At 53.0% G+C, this 18,366-nt stretch carries 14 protein-coding genes; 11 read left to right on the top strand and 3 right to left on the bottom strand.

Annotated features, from left to right (window positions below):
* Window positions 1-16 precede the first annotated feature (16 nt).
* The 3 genes from FHW66_RS21200 to trxB form a co-directional block, all read right to left on the bottom strand.
* Complete coding sequence (locus FHW66_RS21200) at window positions 17-4,597, bottom strand: glycosyltransferase (RefSeq protein ID WP_183378955.1); 4,581 nt, start codon at window positions 4,595-4,597, stop codon at window positions 17-19.
* A 196-nt stretch (window positions 4,598-4,793) separates the two neighbouring features.
* A complete protein-coding gene (locus FHW66_RS06530; RefSeq protein ID WP_183378954.1) occupies window positions 4,794-5,450 on the bottom strand; it encodes a Smr/MutS family protein in 657 nt (218 codons plus the stop codon).
* A gap of 119 nt (window positions 5,451-5,569) precedes the next feature.
* Window positions 5,570-6,523: a thioredoxin-disulfide reductase gene (trxB, locus tag FHW66_RS06525; protein ID WP_183378953.1), complete on the bottom strand. Its 954-nt coding sequence runs from the start codon at window positions 6,521-6,523 to the stop codon at window positions 5,570-5,572.
* 411 nt (window positions 6,524-6,934) lie between these two features.
* Here trxB and FHW66_RS06520 point away from each other — a divergent pair, with 411 nt between their 5' ends.
* The 11 genes from FHW66_RS06520 to FHW66_RS06475 all read left to right on the top strand — a co-directional run bounded on the left by FHW66_RS06520 (window position 6,935) and on the right by FHW66_RS06475 (window position 18,336).
* Window positions 6,935-9,268 carry a DNA translocase FtsK gene (locus FHW66_RS06520; protein ID WP_183378952.1) on the top strand — a complete coding sequence of 778 codons (2,334 nt, stop codon included), beginning with the start codon at window positions 6,935-6,937 and terminating at the stop codon, window positions 9,266-9,268.
* A 54-nt stretch (window positions 9,269-9,322) separates the two neighbouring features.
* Window positions 9,323-9,973 carry an outer membrane lipoprotein chaperone LolA gene (gene lolA, locus FHW66_RS06515; RefSeq protein ID WP_183378951.1) on the top strand — a complete coding sequence of 217 codons (651 nt, stop codon included), beginning with the start codon at window positions 9,323-9,325 and terminating at the stop codon, window positions 9,971-9,973.
* A 44-nt stretch (window positions 9,974-10,017) separates the two neighbouring features.
* Window positions 10,018-11,322 carry a replication-associated recombination protein A gene (locus FHW66_RS06510; protein ID WP_183378950.1) on the top strand — a complete coding sequence of 435 codons (1,305 nt, stop codon included), beginning with the start codon at window positions 10,018-10,020 and terminating at the stop codon, window positions 11,320-11,322.
* Between the two features lie 332 nt (window positions 11,323-11,654).
* A complete protein-coding gene (locus FHW66_RS06505; protein ID WP_183378949.1) occupies window positions 11,655-12,056 on the top strand; it encodes a hypothetical protein in 402 nt (133 codons plus the stop codon).
* Between the two features lie 389 nt (window positions 12,057-12,445).
* On the top strand, window positions 12,446-13,396 hold the full coding sequence (locus FHW66_RS06500; RefSeq protein WP_183378948.1) for a DUF6402 family protein: 951 nt from the start codon (window positions 12,446-12,448) through the stop codon (window positions 13,394-13,396).
* Window positions 13,377-13,784, top strand: a complete 408-nt coding sequence (locus FHW66_RS20720) for a hypothetical protein (protein ID WP_221202696.1) — start codon at window positions 13,377-13,379, stop codon at window positions 13,782-13,784. The genes FHW66_RS06500 and FHW66_RS20720 overlap by 20 nt, the downstream gene beginning before the upstream one ends.
* Window positions 13,720-14,079: a hypothetical protein gene (locus tag FHW66_RS06495; protein WP_183378947.1), complete on the top strand. Its 360-nt coding sequence runs from the start codon at window positions 13,720-13,722 to the stop codon at window positions 14,077-14,079. Before FHW66_RS20720 ends, FHW66_RS06495 begins: the two co-directional genes overlap by 65 nt.
* Before the next feature lie 188 nt (window positions 14,080-14,267).
* Window positions 14,268-15,215 (top strand): DUF6402 family protein, encoded by a 948-nt coding sequence (locus FHW66_RS06490; protein WP_183378946.1) that lies wholly within the window; start codon window positions 14,268-14,270, stop codon window positions 15,213-15,215.
* Window positions 15,216-16,276: 1,061 nt separating this feature from the next.
* The gene (locus FHW66_RS06485) at window positions 16,277-16,588 is read left to right on the top strand and encodes a hypothetical protein (protein WP_183378945.1); all 312 of its coding nucleotides are present in this window, start codon (window positions 16,277-16,279) and stop codon (window positions 16,586-16,588) included.
* Window positions 16,585-17,532, top strand: a complete 948-nt coding sequence (locus tag FHW66_RS06480; protein WP_183378944.1) for a DUF6402 family protein — start codon at window positions 16,585-16,587, stop codon at window positions 17,530-17,532. Before FHW66_RS06485 ends, FHW66_RS06480 begins: the two co-directional genes overlap by 4 nt.
* Window positions 17,533-17,916: 384 nt before the next feature.
* Window positions 17,917-18,336 (top strand): hypothetical protein, encoded by a 420-nt coding sequence (locus tag FHW66_RS06475; RefSeq protein WP_183378943.1) that lies wholly within the window; start codon window positions 17,917-17,919, stop codon window positions 18,334-18,336.
* Window positions 18,337-18,366: the final 30 nt, after the last annotated feature.

The raw sequence follows: 18,366 nt of genomic DNA, 5'->3' as shown, positions 1-18,366 counted from the left end.
GACTTGAGGATGATTTTTAACGCTGACGCAGCCAGCTGTGGTCGCTACCGATCATCGCGTGTCCGGATAAAGGAGCGATCTCTTCCAAACGGGGCAGTTTCTCTGCGAGGCTGATCAGGATCTGGCTCGTCAGCGGGTGGTCGCAGAGACGTTTCAACTTCTCCAGTTCGACAAAGTGATAAATGTCGGGAAAGTGTTCGAACAACACCGTATTGAGCACGTCCGGCCCCGTCAGATAGGAGAGCTTTTTAGCGTAGTCACTCATTTCTAAGCTATACAGATTGGCGGGACGTGGCTGCTTGTAGAACTGAAGACTGTCGGGCTCCTGGTAGCGCCGATGAATTTCCTTGAGCATCTCGTCAATCAGCGGGTTACCAGGATGTGATCCAAAAAAGCTGTTGCCGAACTGACAGTGCATATCCAACTGAACATTGGACAGTAGATCTCCGAGGACGATACCGTCATCGCCAGTCGCCAGTGGGATGCTGCCAAAGGTATCTAACAACATGTCATCAAGGTCCTCAACGATTCCGCCTCTTTGTTTTAATATGACCAACTTGAGGATGTCAGCTGCCGAAGCAAAATTAGTGGCGACACCACCATTGCCATCAATGGCGTCCTGATATTGCGCGAAGTTGTCACTTTGACTGAAAGTTTTGTAGAGTTCAGTCTCTTCCAATATCTTCACTTTGTTGGTCTCAGGAAGAATAGATAAACACTTTGCAGGATTGTCGCCGCACATGGCACTCTGCACATCGGCTAAATTCAGCGATTTGGCCTGATTCGATAGGTAGAAGCGGACCTGGTATCCTTTTTCATTGGCGATAGCACAGTTCAAATGGAGCTTTGTGAGCGACAACGGCGCTATTTTTTTGTTGCCAACCCAGATATAGCTGATTCGTTTCGGAATCTCTGTGACGGCCGGTTTTAACGACGTCGGTGCCCCCAGTATTGCCACCAGGTCGAGATCAATGCCGAGAGCCTTGATGACGCCGCTACGCTCGTCCAGACTGATGCTGGTTGCTCTGGTAATGGCCTCGGGCATCTTTATCATTTTCAGGGAAGTTCTGTCAGACCTCGGCAGGTAGGCCTGTTTGAAATCACCATATTTTTTGTCTGTAAAACAATCGAGATCAATATTGTAACGATAGGGAGCGCCCTCGATATCCTTGATGGCGTCCCCGTCGTTGAACAGGCTTTTTTTGACCGCCTCATTCTCCTTGATGGAGCGCGAGGACAGTGGGTTCATCACATCAAGCGGATGGCCAAGACTCAACACGGGTGATCTCAGTACGTTACTCACAAGAGCATGAATGCCGTATTTGTTATTGGCGGTTACATCAAGGCTGTTACTACGAACCGTTTTCTCTTGATTATCGCTTATCGCGCCAAGAGACTTCGACGAGCTATGGGACTTGGCTGCGCCAAGGAACTTAGTCGAAACGGAGGAGCTGGCCGAGCCAAGGGACTTCGCCGATCCGGGGGACTTAGCGGAGCTGGGGGATCTCGCTTCGGCCAGATCAGCCAGATTCACAATCTCCTTGCCCAGCGGAGTCAGTTCTCCCGTATCTGACAGATAGGGGCGCAGCGTGTGGTATCCCAAACCACGGTCGCTGGCGAGTTTTTCTAGCGTTTCTCCATTGCTGATTTCTTCTTGTAATTTTCGGAATAATAGTGCGCCAAAGTTATCTTTGTCTTCCAATGGTAAATTTATCCGCAGGCTGCCCCGACCACTCAAGCCTTGTTCTGCGATATTTTGTAAATGGACGGCCAAGCCAACAGGTACCGGCTCCAGCGTCCCGTCTTCAAGCAACAGGTACTTGCGGCCAAAGCGTTCGCCGCTGTCCGGGTTGACACGCACATAGATCGGCTTCCCGTTGTAACGTTCTGTACTCAGCATGACGATTGGCACATCTGTCTTCATGCCACGCCAATGGGCTGTCACATAGCGGTCTGCTGTCAGTGGAGATGGCAGATTCGCTAATTGTTGTTCCATTCGCTCCAGCACATGCATGCGACGATGTACGCTGCCAAGCATGTTTTTGCTCATCTGCAGGCTCTGCTTTACAACGCTCGTGCCGATACTGGCGATCAGTTCCACGCCGAAGGCATCCAGGGCCCTGATACCATCGAGTCCCAAGCTGGGCAGCGTCGGTTTATTGAGTAGATGAGATGCAGGTAATAGTGCATGGCGGACAAATGCCGAACCACTCGTTCCGATGGTTTTCTGCACTGACTGGCGCAAGGCAGTCTGGGCGATCGCGCTGCGCAATGCGACGATACTGCCGAAGCTAATGAACTGTCCGAGCCTGATCGACAGCTTCGCTAAATTGCCGATCAGTGGTATCAGCGAAATGGCATCAATACTGCAGCTCAGGACCATCTGTCCGGTATTGCCTTTGGACGCAGCAGAGGCGCAGCCAACAAATGGAACGAACAGATCCACCAGTATCTCCTTGATCTGCTCGGACGTTGTTTTTTGGTAGCCATAGGCGTTCATCAGCTCGGCAAGAGAGACGCTATGTTTTGTCGCAATGGGTTCGAGTCGTTGCGACAGATCTTGCTCAGCTCCACAAAATGGCGCTGTCATTGGCGTGACCTGTAATTGATACAGGGGATATTGCCGAGAGCTTGGATCGAGGGAAAAATACGGGTAGTACTCCTCGATGTTGCGATCAATACGCTTGAGTTCATATACCTGCCCCTTGTTATGCAGGACGTAAATACGTTCGGCTTTGCCGGGCTGGCGTGCCACTATAAATTCCGCACCTGGAATCGGATGACGCGTGACTGCTTCACACCCTTTCTGATTGGCGCACAGTAAAAACGGCGTCTTGTTGTAGTGACTGGGGGCAGCGAATGATACTTTCGCCCAGCGTAACTCAGCCTTGCCAATAAAGTCGAAGTCATCGACGTTTAGCTGGTTCCAGGCGGTCAGCAGGAACGCCTTATCCACCAGTTTGTAGAGTGCTGAGATATTCTCAATCTGGGCCTGAAATTTCTCATTGATATCCGGCATTTGAATGATCTCTTTAATACCATTCAAGCGCCAGAATGTGCCGGGTAATGATCTCGGTTTACTGGCGTCCTTGGATAAGCATTGCGCCGGGTTATTGTTGAGATAGAAGTCCACAGGCATACCCGGGCATATCTGCTTAATGGTTTGCTTGGCCATCTCTGGACGTGTCTCGAAGTTATCCAACGCCTCTGTTAATTGCTGCAAGGGAAACTGGTCAGATACCAATTTTTCAAGGGCCCGGGCAAAATCAGTGAGCGCATGGCCTTGAATCTCGGCGTCGAGCAGACCGCCGGTTTCGCGCAGTAAATCGGGTTGTTCCTGGGCATACCGAATCAAAGCTGGTAGCTGGAACAATGACCACCACTCAGCAGGCACCAACCCTTCCTGTAACTGTGCCAATAACATTTCCCCTAACTCTGCGGCATCGTCAAGATCAATATCGATACCACGTCCGAGCAACTGATTAAAACGCAGCCCGGCATGGATGTGCCCCCACTCAAAGTCATGCAGTTTCAATTCTTTCAGGCGGTTGAAGTCAGGATCGTTGGAGGCAGGATAACTCTCGAAGAATCCGATCATGGGGAGTTCTTCCATCAACACATTGTTGACGATCCAGGTTTTAAAACCGTCATCGAGTTGAACTGCGCGGAAGGCTTCTTGCATGATGAATTGATGCAGATCACGGCTGCGCATTTGTCTGGCCGGCTCGGACGCTATTATTTTTTGTGTGATCACTGCATCGATACTGGTACCTAACAGATTCTGTACGATCCAGTCACGGATGATTTTTTGTTGCATGGCAGGCGATATGAGCTCGTCGCTATAGCCACCGTAGTTGTCATTGGCATGTTGAATTTGCCTGGCCAGGGCAGCATATGATTCGTCATTGATAGACAAAAAGATAATGGCCGACTTGAGCAAAGTTTTCTCTGAAATCTCAACATCCAGAATCTCTTTCTCATGCTGATGCAACAAGCTGAGTACCGTTTTGTTGATGTTGTCCAGATGCCTGGGATTTTCGATGGTTGGTGAATTTTCGGCTGGGCTTAATGTTGTTTCTGTTGGCTCGGGTGGCAGTTCCGCAGGACGACCCGCGGTTATTTTGATGCGTTCGCGTGGGATTTTCTCGGCACGGAATGGGACCACATTTGGCGCCACGCCCAGGTCGGATCGGGCGCTCTTGAGGCTGCGTACCTCTCTGATATGCGTAGGTAGTTGGTTATTGATGAAATCGGTCGTGGCGTTGCCCGGATTGCCGCGCTTACCGCTCTGTTGCGTCTCCGGTATCTGGAATACCTGTCCGATCGGCAATACGCTCAGGATACCCATGGTTCTCAGGAAATTCAGTGGGTTCACATGGCGTGGTGCTCGCTTGCGCGAGCGGGTCGGGCTCTGGTTGCGCAGGTCTTTGTCTTGGCTTTGGACCTGGAACCGATCATGCCATCCCTCGTTGTTCTGTAGTGTCGAGCTACTTTTTCTCTTATGCGGACCTTGATTGAACGATGCCGCCTGTGTGTTGCGGGTCTCGTAATGTCCTTGTTGGTGACGAATTGCAGCAGCTTGGGGGGCTGCACTCACTATTCTCATTTTTGCTATTCCTGTAGGCGATTAAATTGCCATTGATCAATATTGCAAAATAGCAATATTGATCAAATGCTAAATAATCCACGTTCTGGAAAGCATGCAAAAAGCGATCAAGGTGGCGTCAGGGGAGCAGCGTCAAGCGCGGCAAGAGCGGTAGGGAGATGGCCAGCAGTGGTGGGATCAGTCGTGCTCAGTTGCCCTGGGTGGCAGCGCTGGACCGCAGCAACACCACCAATGCACCAGCACCACCTTCGGCCGCACGCGCCTGACAGAAGGCCATGACCTCTTCCTTCTGCGCCAGCCAGCTGCGCACCTTATGCTTGAGTACCGGCTCTTTATTGATCGAGCCATGTCCCTTGCCATGAATGATGCGCACGCAACGCTGGCCTTGCCGCTTTGCCTGACGCAGGAATTCACCGAGCGCTTCACGCGCCTGATCGCGGCGCAGGCCATGCAGATCCAGTTGCGCCTGAATCACCCAATGTCCGCGCCGCAGTTTGCTCACGACATCGCTGCCGACGCCAGGACGGGCAAAGCTGAGCTCTTCATCGGTATCGAGCAGGGTATCTAGGGTGAACTCATCAGAGAGTGATTCCATCAGCGCCGCCTGTTCATCGGCCAGATGCTGGCGTGCGATGGGCAAGGGCGGCACCGGCTGAAACGGCGCCTTTTCAGGCTGGCGCAATGGTTCAACTTTGCCGATGCTGTTGCGGAAGATGTCGGCTTCGGCGCGCAGGCGTTTTTCGTTTTCCACCCGCTCACGTTCGGCGGCCTGCCGTGCTTCATGCTGGGCCTTGAGGTCTTTGCGCAGGGACTTGAGTGCGGAGAAATCCTTGATGGTCGCCATGATCAGTACCGAGAAAATTGCCGAGATATCAAAAAAAGCCCTCCGCAACAACGGGAGGGCGGGGCACCACATTGTAAGGCCTGACGGTGCAGTCTGCTGCCGTCAGGCCTTACGGTTGATTACTCCAGGCTTTCCAGATAACGCTGGGCATCCAGTGCTGCCATGCAGCCGGTACCGGCGCTGGTGATGGCTTGACGGTAAATGTGATCCTGCACATCACCCGCTGCAAACACACCCTGAATGCTGGTTGCGGTGGCATTGCCTTCGAGCCCGGTGCGGGTCTTCAGGTAGCCGTTGTGCATGTCCAGCTGGCCCTCGAAGATGCCGGTGTTGGGTTTGTGACCAATCGCAATGAATACGCCATGCACATCGACCGTGGAGACGCTGCCATCCTGGGTCGACTTGAGCTTGATACCGGTCACGCCGCTGTCGTCGCCGACCACTTCATCCAGTGTATGGTGGAACTTGATCTCGATCTTGCCTTCGGTGACCTTGTGCAACAAACGGTCGATCAGGATCGGCTCGGCACGGAACTTGTCGCGGCGATGCACGATGGTGACCTTGCTGGCGATGTTGGACAGGTATAGCGCTTCCTCGACAGCGGTATTGCCACCACCGACGACGGCGACTTCCTTGCCACGGTAAAAGAAGCCATCGCAGGTAGCGCAGGCAGACACGCCTTTGCCCATGAAGGCTTCTTCCGATGGCAGTCCCAGATATTGGGCCGAGGCACCGGTGGCGATAATGAGTGCGTCACAGGTGTATTCGCCGGAGTCGCCGATCAGACGGAATGGTCGTTCTGATAACTTGGTGGTGTGGATATGATCAAAAATGATTTCTGTCTGGAAACGCTCTGCATGTTGCAGCAGGCGTTGCATCAGTTCCGGACCTTGCACGCCCATAGGATCGCCGGGCCAGTTCTCGACATCGGTGGTGGTCATCAACTGACCGCCTTGTTCGACACCGGTAATCAGCACCGGGTTGAGGTTGGCGCGTGCAGCATAGACTGCGGCGCTATAGCCGGCGGGGCCGGAACCGAGAATCAAAACCTTGGCGTGTTTGGAGGTGGTCATAAAGTACTCTGAAAGCTGAGTTGAACGAAATTGCGCAACATTGTGCGAAGTAAAGCAAAAACAGGGCAAACAATGACGTCGCCGTATCCAGTTTTCGCACTGGTACCGGGTATTGCCATATTGCACTGCAAAACGGTTAAGATTATAGACGAAGCACCGGTTTCGCCTGATGGTATTACGCTATCCGATCCATAGCCAGGCGGTGAAGGCAACGCAATATAGTGCGATTGAATAAGGTTACCAAACGTTTGTCGCTGTCCCGATGCCCGCTATCGCCGTTACAATATGGCCTGAACAACTTGGCCCGATTTGTGGTGACCTGATGCGAGGCGCCGTTCGTACCGACCGGATTGGCCTGGCCGAGGCAAGACGTGATGATCTGCCCGCGGCAGTTTTCCCCTTTAAAGAGTTATGACCAAGACCAGTCAAGCCTACACCCGAAAAACCAAACCTGAAGCACCGCCATTGCCCAGTCGGCTTGTTCGTCTGCTGGCCGAGGCACGTTGGTTGGCATTGGCCACCTTGCTGGCTTATCTGGCGCTGATCCTGCTGACCTATTCGCGCACCGACCCCGGCTGGTCGGTCGCCAACAGCGTGCCGCATCTGCACAATTGGGGTGGACGCATCGGTGCCTGGCTGGCTGACCTGTTGCTGTATATCTTCGGCTTGTCGGCCTGGTGGTGGTGCGTCTGGCTGGCCCATGCCATCTTCCGCAGTTACCGGCGCATGAATGCACGGCTGATGATGGAGCAACCGCTTGAGGAAGAACACCATCAGGAAGGGCTGATCCGCATCGTCGGTTTTGCCTTCCTGCTGGCCGGCAGTGTTGGTATTGAATACATGCGCATGTACTCGATCAAGGCCCAGATGCCACGCGCACCCGGCGGTGTGGTGGGCGAGATGATCGGCGGCGCAGCGCAGACCTCGCTCGGCTTTACCGGTGCCACGCTGTTGCTGATGCTGCTGTTCGGGCTCGGTTTCAGCCTGTTTTTCCATGTCTCCTGGCTGACCCTGGCCGAACGTGTCGGCGATGCCATCGAAGGCAGTATTTTCTGGCTGCGCAATTTCTGGTCGGCACGCGAAGATCGTAAGCTCGGCCATGTTGCCGCCGTCAAACGGGAAGAAGTCGTGGTGCAGGAACGCGCCAAGATCGTGGAAGCGCCACCGATCCGTATCGAGCCGCAAGTGGTTGCCGTACCCAAGTCAGAGCGCATCGAGAAAGAGAAGCAGACCAGCCTCTTTGAAGACCCTGATTCCAGCCTGCCACCGCTGTCTCTGCTCGACGAAGCACCACCGGCACAACAAACGGTCACGGTCGAGACTCTGGAGTTCACCAGCCGCCTGATCGAAAAGAAGCTCTCTGATTTCGGCGTCGAGGTCAAAGTTGTCGCCGCCTATCCGGGCCCGGTGATTACTCGCTATGAGATTGAACCCGCCACCGGCGTCAAGGGCAGCCAGATTGTTGGTCTCGCCCGCGATCTGGCACGCTCGCTGTCGCTGACCTCGATTCGTGTCGTGGAAGTGATTCAGGGCAAGAATTACATGGGCCTTGAGCTGCCGAACCCCAAGCGCCAGATCGTGCGTCTGACCGAGATTCTCGGCTCCAAGGTCTACAACGACAGCGCCTCCAACCTCACCGTCGCACTCGGCAAGGACATCGCCGGTAACCCGGTGGTGGCCGATCTCGCTAAAATGCCGCACTTGCTGGTAGCCGGTACCACCGGCTCTGGTAAATCGGTGGGTATCAATGCCACGATTTTGTCCTTGCTCTACAAAGCCACGCCCAAGCAGGTCAGACTGATTCTGATTGACCCCAAGATGCTGGAGTTATCCATCTACGAAGGCATCCCACATCTGCTGGCACCGGTTGTGACCGACATGCGGCAGGCTGGTCATGCCCTGAACTGGGCCGTGGCAGAGATGGAACGCCGTTACAAGCGCATGTCCAAACTGGGCGTGCGTAACTTGGCTGGCTACAACCAAAAGATCGCCGAAGCCGACAAGCGTGGCGAGAAAATCCCCAATCCCTTCAGCCTGACACCGGATGCCCCAGAGCCGCTGGAACAGCTCGAAACCATCGTCATCATCATCGACGAACTGGCCGACCTGATGATGGTGGTCGGCAAGAAGGTGGAAGAGTTGATCGCCCGCATTGCACAAAAGGCGCGTGCCGCCGGTATCCACCTGATTCTGGCCACCCAGCGCCCTTCGGTAGATGTGATCACCGGCCTGATCAAGGCCAACGTGCCGACCCGTATCGCCTTCCAGGTCAGCAGCAAGATCGACTCCCGCACCATCCTTGACCAGATGGGGGCCGAAACGCTGCTGGGCATGGGCGACATGCTCTACATGCCACCTGGCACCGGCTTGCCGGTGCGTGTGCATGGTGCTTTTGTATCCGATGATGAAGTCCATCGCGTGGTCAATCATCTCAAGGAACAAGGCGAGCCTAATTACATCGAAGGTATTCTCGAAGGCGGCGTTGCTGACGATGGTGACGGCGCATCAGGAATCGGCGGCGGCAGTGCCAGTGGCACCGAAGGTGATGAGCTCTACGATCAGGCGGTAGCCGTGGTCCTCAAGAACCGCCGCGCCTCGATTTCTCTGGTGCAACGTCACCTGCGTATTGGCTACAACCGGGCAGCGCGTCTGCTGGAGCAGATGGAGCAGAGCGGATTGGTCTCGACCATGCAATCCAACGGCAACCGTGAAATTCTGGTCCCCGCAGGTGCGCCAGCGGAATAAGCTGCTGAACAACGCCGCAATCGCCCATTCGAATAACGCAACATCACGGAATTTATGCTGAAAAGAACCTCGTTTTTATCCCTCGCCTTGAATTTGAGCGTGAGTCTGAGCCTGTTGGCCCTGTCTGCACACGCCAGCGCCAGCGCACTGGACCAGTTCAAGCAATTCGTTAGCTCTACGCAATCGGCCAAGGGCCAGTTTGTGCAGCGACTGGTCAAGATCGACAGCGGTACCGTCAAGGTGTCCAACACCTCCAGCGGCACGTTCATCTTCTCCCGTCCCGGCAAGTTCATCTGGACTTACCAAAAGCCCTATGAGCAGTTGCTGCAAGCCGACGGCCAGACCTTGTACATCTACGACAAGGATCTCAATCAGGTCACCACCCGCAAGCTGGGCAATGCCCTCGGCTCGTCACCGGCAGCGATTCTGTTCGGCAGCAACGATCTGGAACAGAACTTCACCCTCAAGGAAGGTGGCACCAAGGACGGCATGGAGTGGTTGCAGGCTACGCCCAAAACCAAGGACACCAGCTTCGACCAGATCGGTATCGGCTTGAAGGATGGCGTGCCAATGGCAATGGAGTTGCGTGATTCGTTTGGCCAGACATCCTTGCTGACTTTCACCAACTTTGAAAAAAATCCGCCGCTGAAGGCCGACAGTTTTCGCTTCGTGATCCCCAAGGGCGCTGACGTTTTCAATAATTGAGTCGGTGATCAACCGGCGCCAGCGCCTCTATTTCAAGTCCATTCATGTCTGATCTGTTCGCACAGGAACCCTCCGCCCCGCTAGCTGAAGCGCTACGCCCCAAGACCCTCGACGAGGTCATCGGGCAATCGCACTTGCTCGGCGAAGGCAAACCATTGCGATTGGCTTTCCAGTCCGGCAAGCCGCACTCGATGATCTTCTGGGGCCCACCCGGTGTCGGCAAGACCACCCTGGCACGTCTGACCGCAACGGCGTTCAAGTGTGAATTCATTGCGCTCTCAGCGGTGTTCTCGGGCGTCAAAGACATCCGCGCCGCGATGGAGCAGGCACAGCAAAATCTGTCGATGGGTAAGCACACCATCCTGTTCGTTGACGAAATTCACCGCTTCAACAAGTCCCAGCAAGATGCGCTGCTGCCGTATGCAGAAAGTGGCCTCGTTACTTTCATCGGCGCCACCACTGAAAACCCGTCTTTCGAAGTCAATTCAGCGCTGTTATCAAGAGCGCAGGTCTATGTCCTGAAGTCGCTCACCGACGACGAAATGCAGTTCCTGCTCAAGCGCGCACAAGACAAAGCGCTCGGTGGGCTGGCCTTTGATGACCTCGCCAGAGACACCATCATCGGCTATGCCGATGGCGATGCCCGACGTTTCCTGAACCTGCTGGAACAATGCCAGACCGCAGCCGGTGCGACCGGTGTCGAGCGCATTGATGCCGAGTTTGTACAGAATGCGCTGACCCTGAACAGTCGGCGTTTTGACAAAGGCGGCGACAATTTCTATGACCAAATTTCCGCCCTGCACAAGTCGGTGCGCGGCTCCAATCCCGATGCAGCGCTCTACTGGCTCACCCGCATGCTCGACGGCGGCGCGGACCCGCGCTATCTGTCGCGGCGCATCGTGCGCATGGCATGGGAAGACATCGGTCTGGCCGATCCCCGAGCGATGCAAATCGCCAACGATGCCGCCTTGACCTTTGAACGCTTAGGCAGCCCGGAAGGCGAGCTGGCACTCGGGCAAGCCGTAATTTATCTGGCCGTTGCCGCCAAGAGCAACGCTGGCTACATGGCCTACAACCAGGCCAGAGCTTTTGTGAAGCAGGACAAGAGCCGCGAGGTGCCGGTGCATTTGCGCAATGCGCCAACCAAGCTCATGAAGGAGCTCGGTTACGGCCACGAATACCGTTACGCCCACGACGAACCCAATGCCTATGCAGCTGGTGAAACCTATCTGCCGGAGGGGATCGACGAGCCCGGTTGGTACCAGCCGGTGCCGCGAGGATTGGAAATCAAGATCGGCGAGAAGCTGGCGCAGCTGAAGCAGTGGGATGAAGAAGCGGGCAAAGAATAAATTTGCAGCTCTCCAACGCCGCACGCAATCTGATTCATCACAATCAGACAATTACCATTGACCCTCGTTTTGCCGACCGGTATTCTTGACGCGTTCCCGATAAAGAGGGAACCGGGTTTAGCGGCCCGTACTTGTTTCCGGCGAAAAGCCGCGTCCTTCGTTGACGCGTTTTTTTCGCCCTGTCTTTGCACGCCTCTACGGCGGGCCTTGGCAGGGATGCCTTCGGGCATGCCGGTTTTGGAAATGAGTCCGGTCCGCTAACCCTGTCTTGTGCCCGCCACCCTCATCTGTTGAGGAGCTGACGGGTTCTGTCCTGCATCTACGGAGGCTTCATGAACTACACCGACAGTAATGCCAGCACCGCGCATGACGAACAACAACAATATTGCGATCCCACCCATCAAGATTTTCACTGGATAGAAGGTTCACACCAAGGCAGCCTTTACGGCAACTTGCTGGAGACAACGCTCGACGTCTCGGCAGGAATACACGCCTGTCTGCAATTGTTTTACACCCGCCAACTGGAGCACGAAGCCAATCAGGATGCCGATGCTGACAATATCGTCGCACCGGCGATTGGCGTCGTCCATGCCGATCAATTGATGCGGCTGGCGATTGCCTCGGCAGGCTTGCTGCGCGATGAAGCGCGGCGGCAGGTGGAGGTGTTGAATCAGGAAGAAGAGGGCGAAGAAGTCGAGGAGGAAGTCACACCTGCAGCAGAAGCGGCGCTGTAATCGAAGTCAATGCGTGGTCAATTCACCGAGCCCTGCTGCGTTCATAGCGCGGCAGGGTGGTGTACTCAAGCGGCAAACATTTCTCATTATTTCCCATCGCAATCCGTATTTTTATTGCAGCAAGTTGGCTGCTAAATAGAATCGGCACTGTTGATACATTGGCTACATTTTATGTTGAGCTGGCCAGTCGTTTCCCCCTAGTCCTTGGTAATTAGTAATCCGCAATCCGCAGCGGGCATCTCATGTGCCGGCTGCGTGTTGCGCCATACCAGCTTTACTTGAGGCCGGATAAATCGCGTTAATGAAAGGTTGGTGAATATGTCTTGGAGAGCATTTGTTTGTGAGGGTGACCGGGTGTATTGCAAGACGTATCAAAGCTGGGGCGAGCAATGAATGCATCAGCCAGCCCTCCGCCTGTCAAAGTCGCGCAGATGACACCTGCAACGATGATCGAGGGTGTGCGCGTCAATGTGGATGTGCTTCATCTGGATGATCTTCCGGGTGCTATGGAGAAGATGGGATGGAGAGTTTCCGCTCAGATGATGCGGCATTGGTTTTCGATCAAGCCGGCGTGGGGTATGCCGGAGAGTTGGCGAGGTGGACAATATCCTGCTGATGCTCTCGGTCTGCGAAAAAACATCGATTACACCCGGCTCCCACCGAGCCAAGTGAACGACAGTATTATCAAAATGGATTGGGCAATGCGATATCCGCAGGTCAGGGAGGCGATGGCTTATCTCAGACAGCATTGGAACTCTCGGGGTGGCGCAATTGTGTTTCGTGAAAAATTATTTCGCCATGGTTGGGAGCGTGGGCAATCATTTGCACTCGGTAGCAAGAGAATGTCGGCTTACCAGTTGGACTACATATGCCAGATGAATATCAGGAAATTTGGCGGTATTTGGGACACGTTAGATGATTTCTATGGAGCCATCTTCAGAGCAACGCTCAAGGTAGCAGTCGTTGGTAATGCATACCGCAAATTGCATGGTGAAGACCAAGGCAAAGATTTCTTCAAGGTTGATGCGCTCGGTTTCTATATTCGTGACACTTACGACTTCAATGCTAGCTGGTTCGACGATGGGTTCATGGGGCTCGGTGTATGGAGTAAGGAGCGTTGCCTGTCTAAGGCGGAGATGGCGGAATTCAAGCTACATAGCGCATCTGGACCAGCATCATTGTTAACACGTCACTTACGATTTCCTCACTTTGTACCGGTCCAGAACAGGGATTTTCAGCGCTGGCAACATGCGCACAACGCTGGTGGCGATTTCTTCGTTTTTTCTGACGTACTTTGGGAGCCATACAATGGACCAGATATTGAAATCCCTCTGGCTTAAGCGCCTAGTGTGGTTTTTCATCATTGTCAGCAACGTTTGGTACTTCGGATTCAAGATTTCTATTTTCAACTACGAACCTGGAGCAGAGGGATATATCCCCTACTATAGTCCGAATTGCGAGTACTACGTCCGCTATCGGCAAAGTCTGTGGGAGAAAATGACAGACCCCTATCCTTGGGGCGTATCAACTGTTTACTTATACAATCAGGCAGGAAAATTGCTGCATAAAAGCAAGACATCAACAGGAAATAGCTTTAATCCTTATTGGTTATCAGGACGAAAAAATTCTGTTTTTCAAGGCGATACGGAAAACTGGTGGGAATATGATTTACCCACAAGCCCTGGTGATAGGTGGCATCCGCAAAACTGCCACGCGCAGACAAAGTAGAGCACATGGATCAGATATTGAATCCCTCTGGTTTAAGCGCGTGGGATGGTTTTTTATCATTGTCGGCAATGTTTGGTACATCGGGTTCAAGCTTCCCCTTGTTGACGCGCAGTCAATTTACCGAGCCCTGTTGCGTTCATTGCGCGGCAGGGCGGTGTGCTCAAGCGGCAAACTTTTTTCATCATTTCCCATCGCAGTCCGTATTTTTATTGCAGCAAGTCGGCTGCTAAATAGAATCGGCACTGTTGACACATTGGCTACCTTTTCTTTGCGCTGGCCAATCGTTTCCCCCTAGTCCTTGGTAATTAGCAATCCGTAATTCGCAGCGCGCATCTCATGTGCCGGCTGCGTGTTGCGCCATACCGGCTTTACTTGAGGCCGGATAAAACGCATTGATGAAAGGGTAGTGAATATGTCTTGGAGAGCATTTGTTTGTGAGGGTGACTCGGTGTATTGCAAGACGTGTCAAAGCTGGGGCGAGCAATGAATGCATCAGCTAGCGCCACACCTGTCAAAGTCGCGCAGATGACGCCGGCAACGATGACCGAGGGTGTGCGCGTCAATGTGGATGTGCTTCATCTGGATGATCTTCCGGGTGCCATGGAGAAGATGGGATGGAGAGTCTCCGCTCAGATGATGCGACATTGGTTTTCGATCAAGCCAGCGTGGAGTATGCCGGAGAGCTGGCGAGGTGGAAAGGATCCCAATCCACGGCCTCTCGGAATGTCGATTGATTACACCAAGCTGCCTGCCAGTCAGGTCAATGATTCCATCATCAAGATGGATTGGGCAATGCGGTATCCGCAGGTTAGAGACGCGATGAACTATCTCAGACAGCATTGGAACTCTCCGGACGGAGTAGATGAACTTCGTGAAAAATTATTTCACCATGGCTGGGAAAGGGGGCAACCATTGACGCTTGGTAGCAAGAGAATGTCTGCCTACCAGTTGGACTATACATGCCAGATGAATATCAGGAAATTCGGCGGTATATGGGACACGCTAGATGATTTCTATGGAGCCATCTTCAGAGCAACCCTCAAGGTAGCCGTCGTTGGTAATGCTTACCGAAAACTGCATGGTGCAGACCAAGGCAAAGACTTTTTCAAGGTTGATGCGTTTGGTTTCTATATTCGTGACACCTACGACTTCAATGCCAACTGGTACGACGACAATTTCATGGGACTCGGTGTATGGAGTAAGGAGCGTTGCCTGTCCAAGGCGGAGATGGCGGAATTCAAGGTGCACAGTGCCTCCGGCCCAGCATCATTGCTAACACGCCACTTAAGATTTCCTCAATTTGTTCAGGTACAAAATAGGGATTTTCAGCGCTGGCAACATGCGCACAACGCTGGTGGTGATTTTTTCGTATTTTCCGATGTACTTTGGGAACCATACTATGGACCAGATCTTGAAATCCCCTTGGTTTAAGCGAGTAGTATGGTTTTTCATCATTGTCGGCAACGTTTGGTACATAGGATTCAAGCTTCCCCTTGTTGACTATGCTCCTGGACCAAACGGTAACACCCGATTCTATAGCCCGAATTGCTCTTACTACGTCCTCTATCGACAGAGCCTGTGGGAAAACTTTTCAGACCGCTATGTCTGGAGCTTGGCAACTGCATCCTTGTATGACAAGACCGGAAAACTGTTATATGAAAGCAAAACATCCATAGGGGATAGACTTATGCCGATTTGGCTCACCAATCCCAATACTGTTTCGCAAGGCGATACCACCAAATGGTGGAGATATCGTTTGCCGACAACCCCTGGCAATTTTCTGTATCCGGAAAGCTGCCTTGTGCAGAAAAAGTAGGTCACATGCCTTAGATATTGAAATCCCTCTGGTTTAAGCGCGTGGGATGGTTTTTTATCATTGTCGGCAATGTTTGGTACACCGGGTTCAAGTTTCTCCTTGTTGACGCGCAGTCAATTTACCGAGCCCTGTTGCGTTCATTGCGCGGCAGGTTGGTGTACTCAAGCGGCAAACATTTCTCATCATTTCCCATCGCAATCCGTATTTTTATTGCAGCAAGTTGGCTGCTAAATAGAATCGGCACTGTTGACACATTGGCTACATTTTCTTTGCGCTAGCCAATCGTTTTCCCCTAGTCCTTGGTAATTAGCAATTCGCAATCCGCAGCGGGCATCTCATGTGCCGGCTGCGTGTTGCGCCATGCCGGTTTTACTTTTTGAGGCCGGAGAAACGCATTGATGAAAGGTTGGTGAATATGTCGCGGAGAGCATTTGTTTGTGAGGGTGACACCATTGTGCCCGGCGGTGGAAGAGTCCAACCTCGAAGCCAGCAATGGCCGATTATGTATGACGGTAAGCGCCCCAGTTTTGAGGGGGACCCGGTGTATTGCAATACCTGTCAAAGCTGGGGCGAGACCCGATGTGTCGGCCCTCGTCATCGGTTCACCGGGCCCGATGGCAGGCAGATCAATCTGGATGATGATTTGTGTATCTGCAAATGCAAGAAATCACCACGATTGAGAGCTTCTTCCCGCAACCACGGCATGTACTTTGGTGCGGACGATAGGCTCAGCGCGGCGCACACACCGACGGCCTCAGCGCGTGCGGCCAGCAGCGATGTAATGGCGCGCTTTGATCAACATTTTGTGGTCTACGACAAGGCAACCGAAAGGCCAGCGACAGGGTTCAGCTACGGCATCACAACCCAGCGCGGCGAGCATCACCACATCCTCGATGAAAACGGCGCGACGACCAAGGCTGACGCAGCGCAAGCAGAGTCACTGACGCTGACCTATTTAGTCCAGACCACGATTGGAGTACGCCAATGAATGCCCCCGCCAGCGCCCCGCCTGTCAAAGTCGCGCAGATGACGCCTGCAACGATGACCGAGGGTGTGCGCGTCAATGTGGATGTGCTTCATCTGGATGATCTTCCGGGTGCTATGGAGAAGATGGGATGGGGAGTTTCCGCTCAGATGATGCGGCATTGGTTTTCGATCAAGCCAGCGTGGAGTATGCCGGAGAGTTGGCGAGGTGGTAAGTATCCCAATCCACCGCCTCTCGGAATGTCGATTGATTACACTAAGCTGCCTGCCAGTCAGGTCAATGATTCCATCATCAAGATGGATTGGGCAATGCGGTATCAGCAGGTCAGAGAGGCGATGGCTTATCTCAAAAAGCATTGGAACTCTCCGGACGGTGTAGATGAACTTCGTACAAAACTATTCCGTCATGGTTGGGAGCGTGGGCAATCATTTGCGCTCGGTAGCAAGAGAATGTCGGCTTACCAGTTGGACTATATATGCCAGATGAATATGTGGCCGTTTGGAAGTATCTGGGATACGCTAGACGACTTCTATGGTGCCATCTTCAGGGCAACGCTCAAGGTAGCAGTCGTTGGTAATGCCTACCGCAAACTACATGGCGCAGACCAAGGAAAAGACTTCTTCAAGATTGATGCGCTTGGTTTCTATATTCGTGATACCTACGACTTCAATGCCAACTGGTTTGAGGATGGGTTCATGGGCCTCGGCGTATGGAGCAAGGAGCGTTGCCTGTCCAAGGCGGAGATGGCGGAATTCAAGGTACATAGTGCGTCCGGCCCAGCATCATTGATAAAACGTCACTTGAGATTTCCCCACTTTGTACAGGTACAGAACAGGGATTTCCGGCGCTGGCAACTCGCGCACAACGCTGGTGGCGATTTCTTCGTTTTTTCTGACGTGGTTTGGGAGCCATACTATGGGCCAGATATTGAAATCCCTCTGGTTTAAGCGCGTAGTTTGGCTTTTCATCATTGTCGCTAACGTTTGGTTCATGGGATTCGAGCTTCCACTTGTCGGTCACGTCCCAGGGCCAAACAGCAATATGCGCTACCCCAGTCCAAATTGTGCGTACTACGTAATTTATCGGCAAAGTCTATGGGAGAAGTTTAAAGAGCCATATTCCTGGAGCTCGTACACCGTGTACTTATATGACAAGGCTGGGAAGTTATTGCATAAAGGAAAAACATCATTAGGGAATGGCCTTAATCCTCGTTGGTTACCCAACACGGTGTCGCAAGGCGATGCCAAAAATTGGTGGAGATATCGCTTGCCTACAACTCCAGGCAACTTTTTGCATCCAGAAAACTGCCTTGCGCAAGAAAAGTAGACCACATGGACCAGATCTTGAAATCCCTTTGGCTTAAGCGCGTGGTCTGGTTTTTTATCGTTATCGGCGGTCTTTGGTATGTGATGTTCAGACTTCCTATTGTCGACTACGCCCCCGGACCAAACGGTAACACCCGATTCTATAGCCCGAATTGCGCGTACTACGTCCTCTATCGGCAGAGTCTTTGGGAGAACTTCGCAGACCACTTTGTCTGGAGCTTGGCGACCGTATCCCTATATGACAAGACCGGGAAATTGTTATACGAAAGCAAAACATCGCCGGGGGATAAACTTATGCCGATATGGATGTCAGGGCGACAAAACTCTGTTTTGCAAGGTGATACGACTAAATGGTGGGAAGCTGATTTACCCGCCAGTCCTGGAGATATATTGCATCCAGAAAATTGCCTCGCACAAAACAAGTAACTGATGCTGGCGAGGGAAACAAAAACAAAA

This window comes from Herbaspirillum sp. Sphag64 (assembly GCF_014192645.1).
In the GTDB taxonomy this organism is placed as follows: Bacteria; Pseudomonadota; Gammaproteobacteria; order Burkholderiales; family Burkholderiaceae_D; genus Herbaspirillum.
This window is presented reverse-complemented; position numbering and strand designations above follow the sequence as displayed.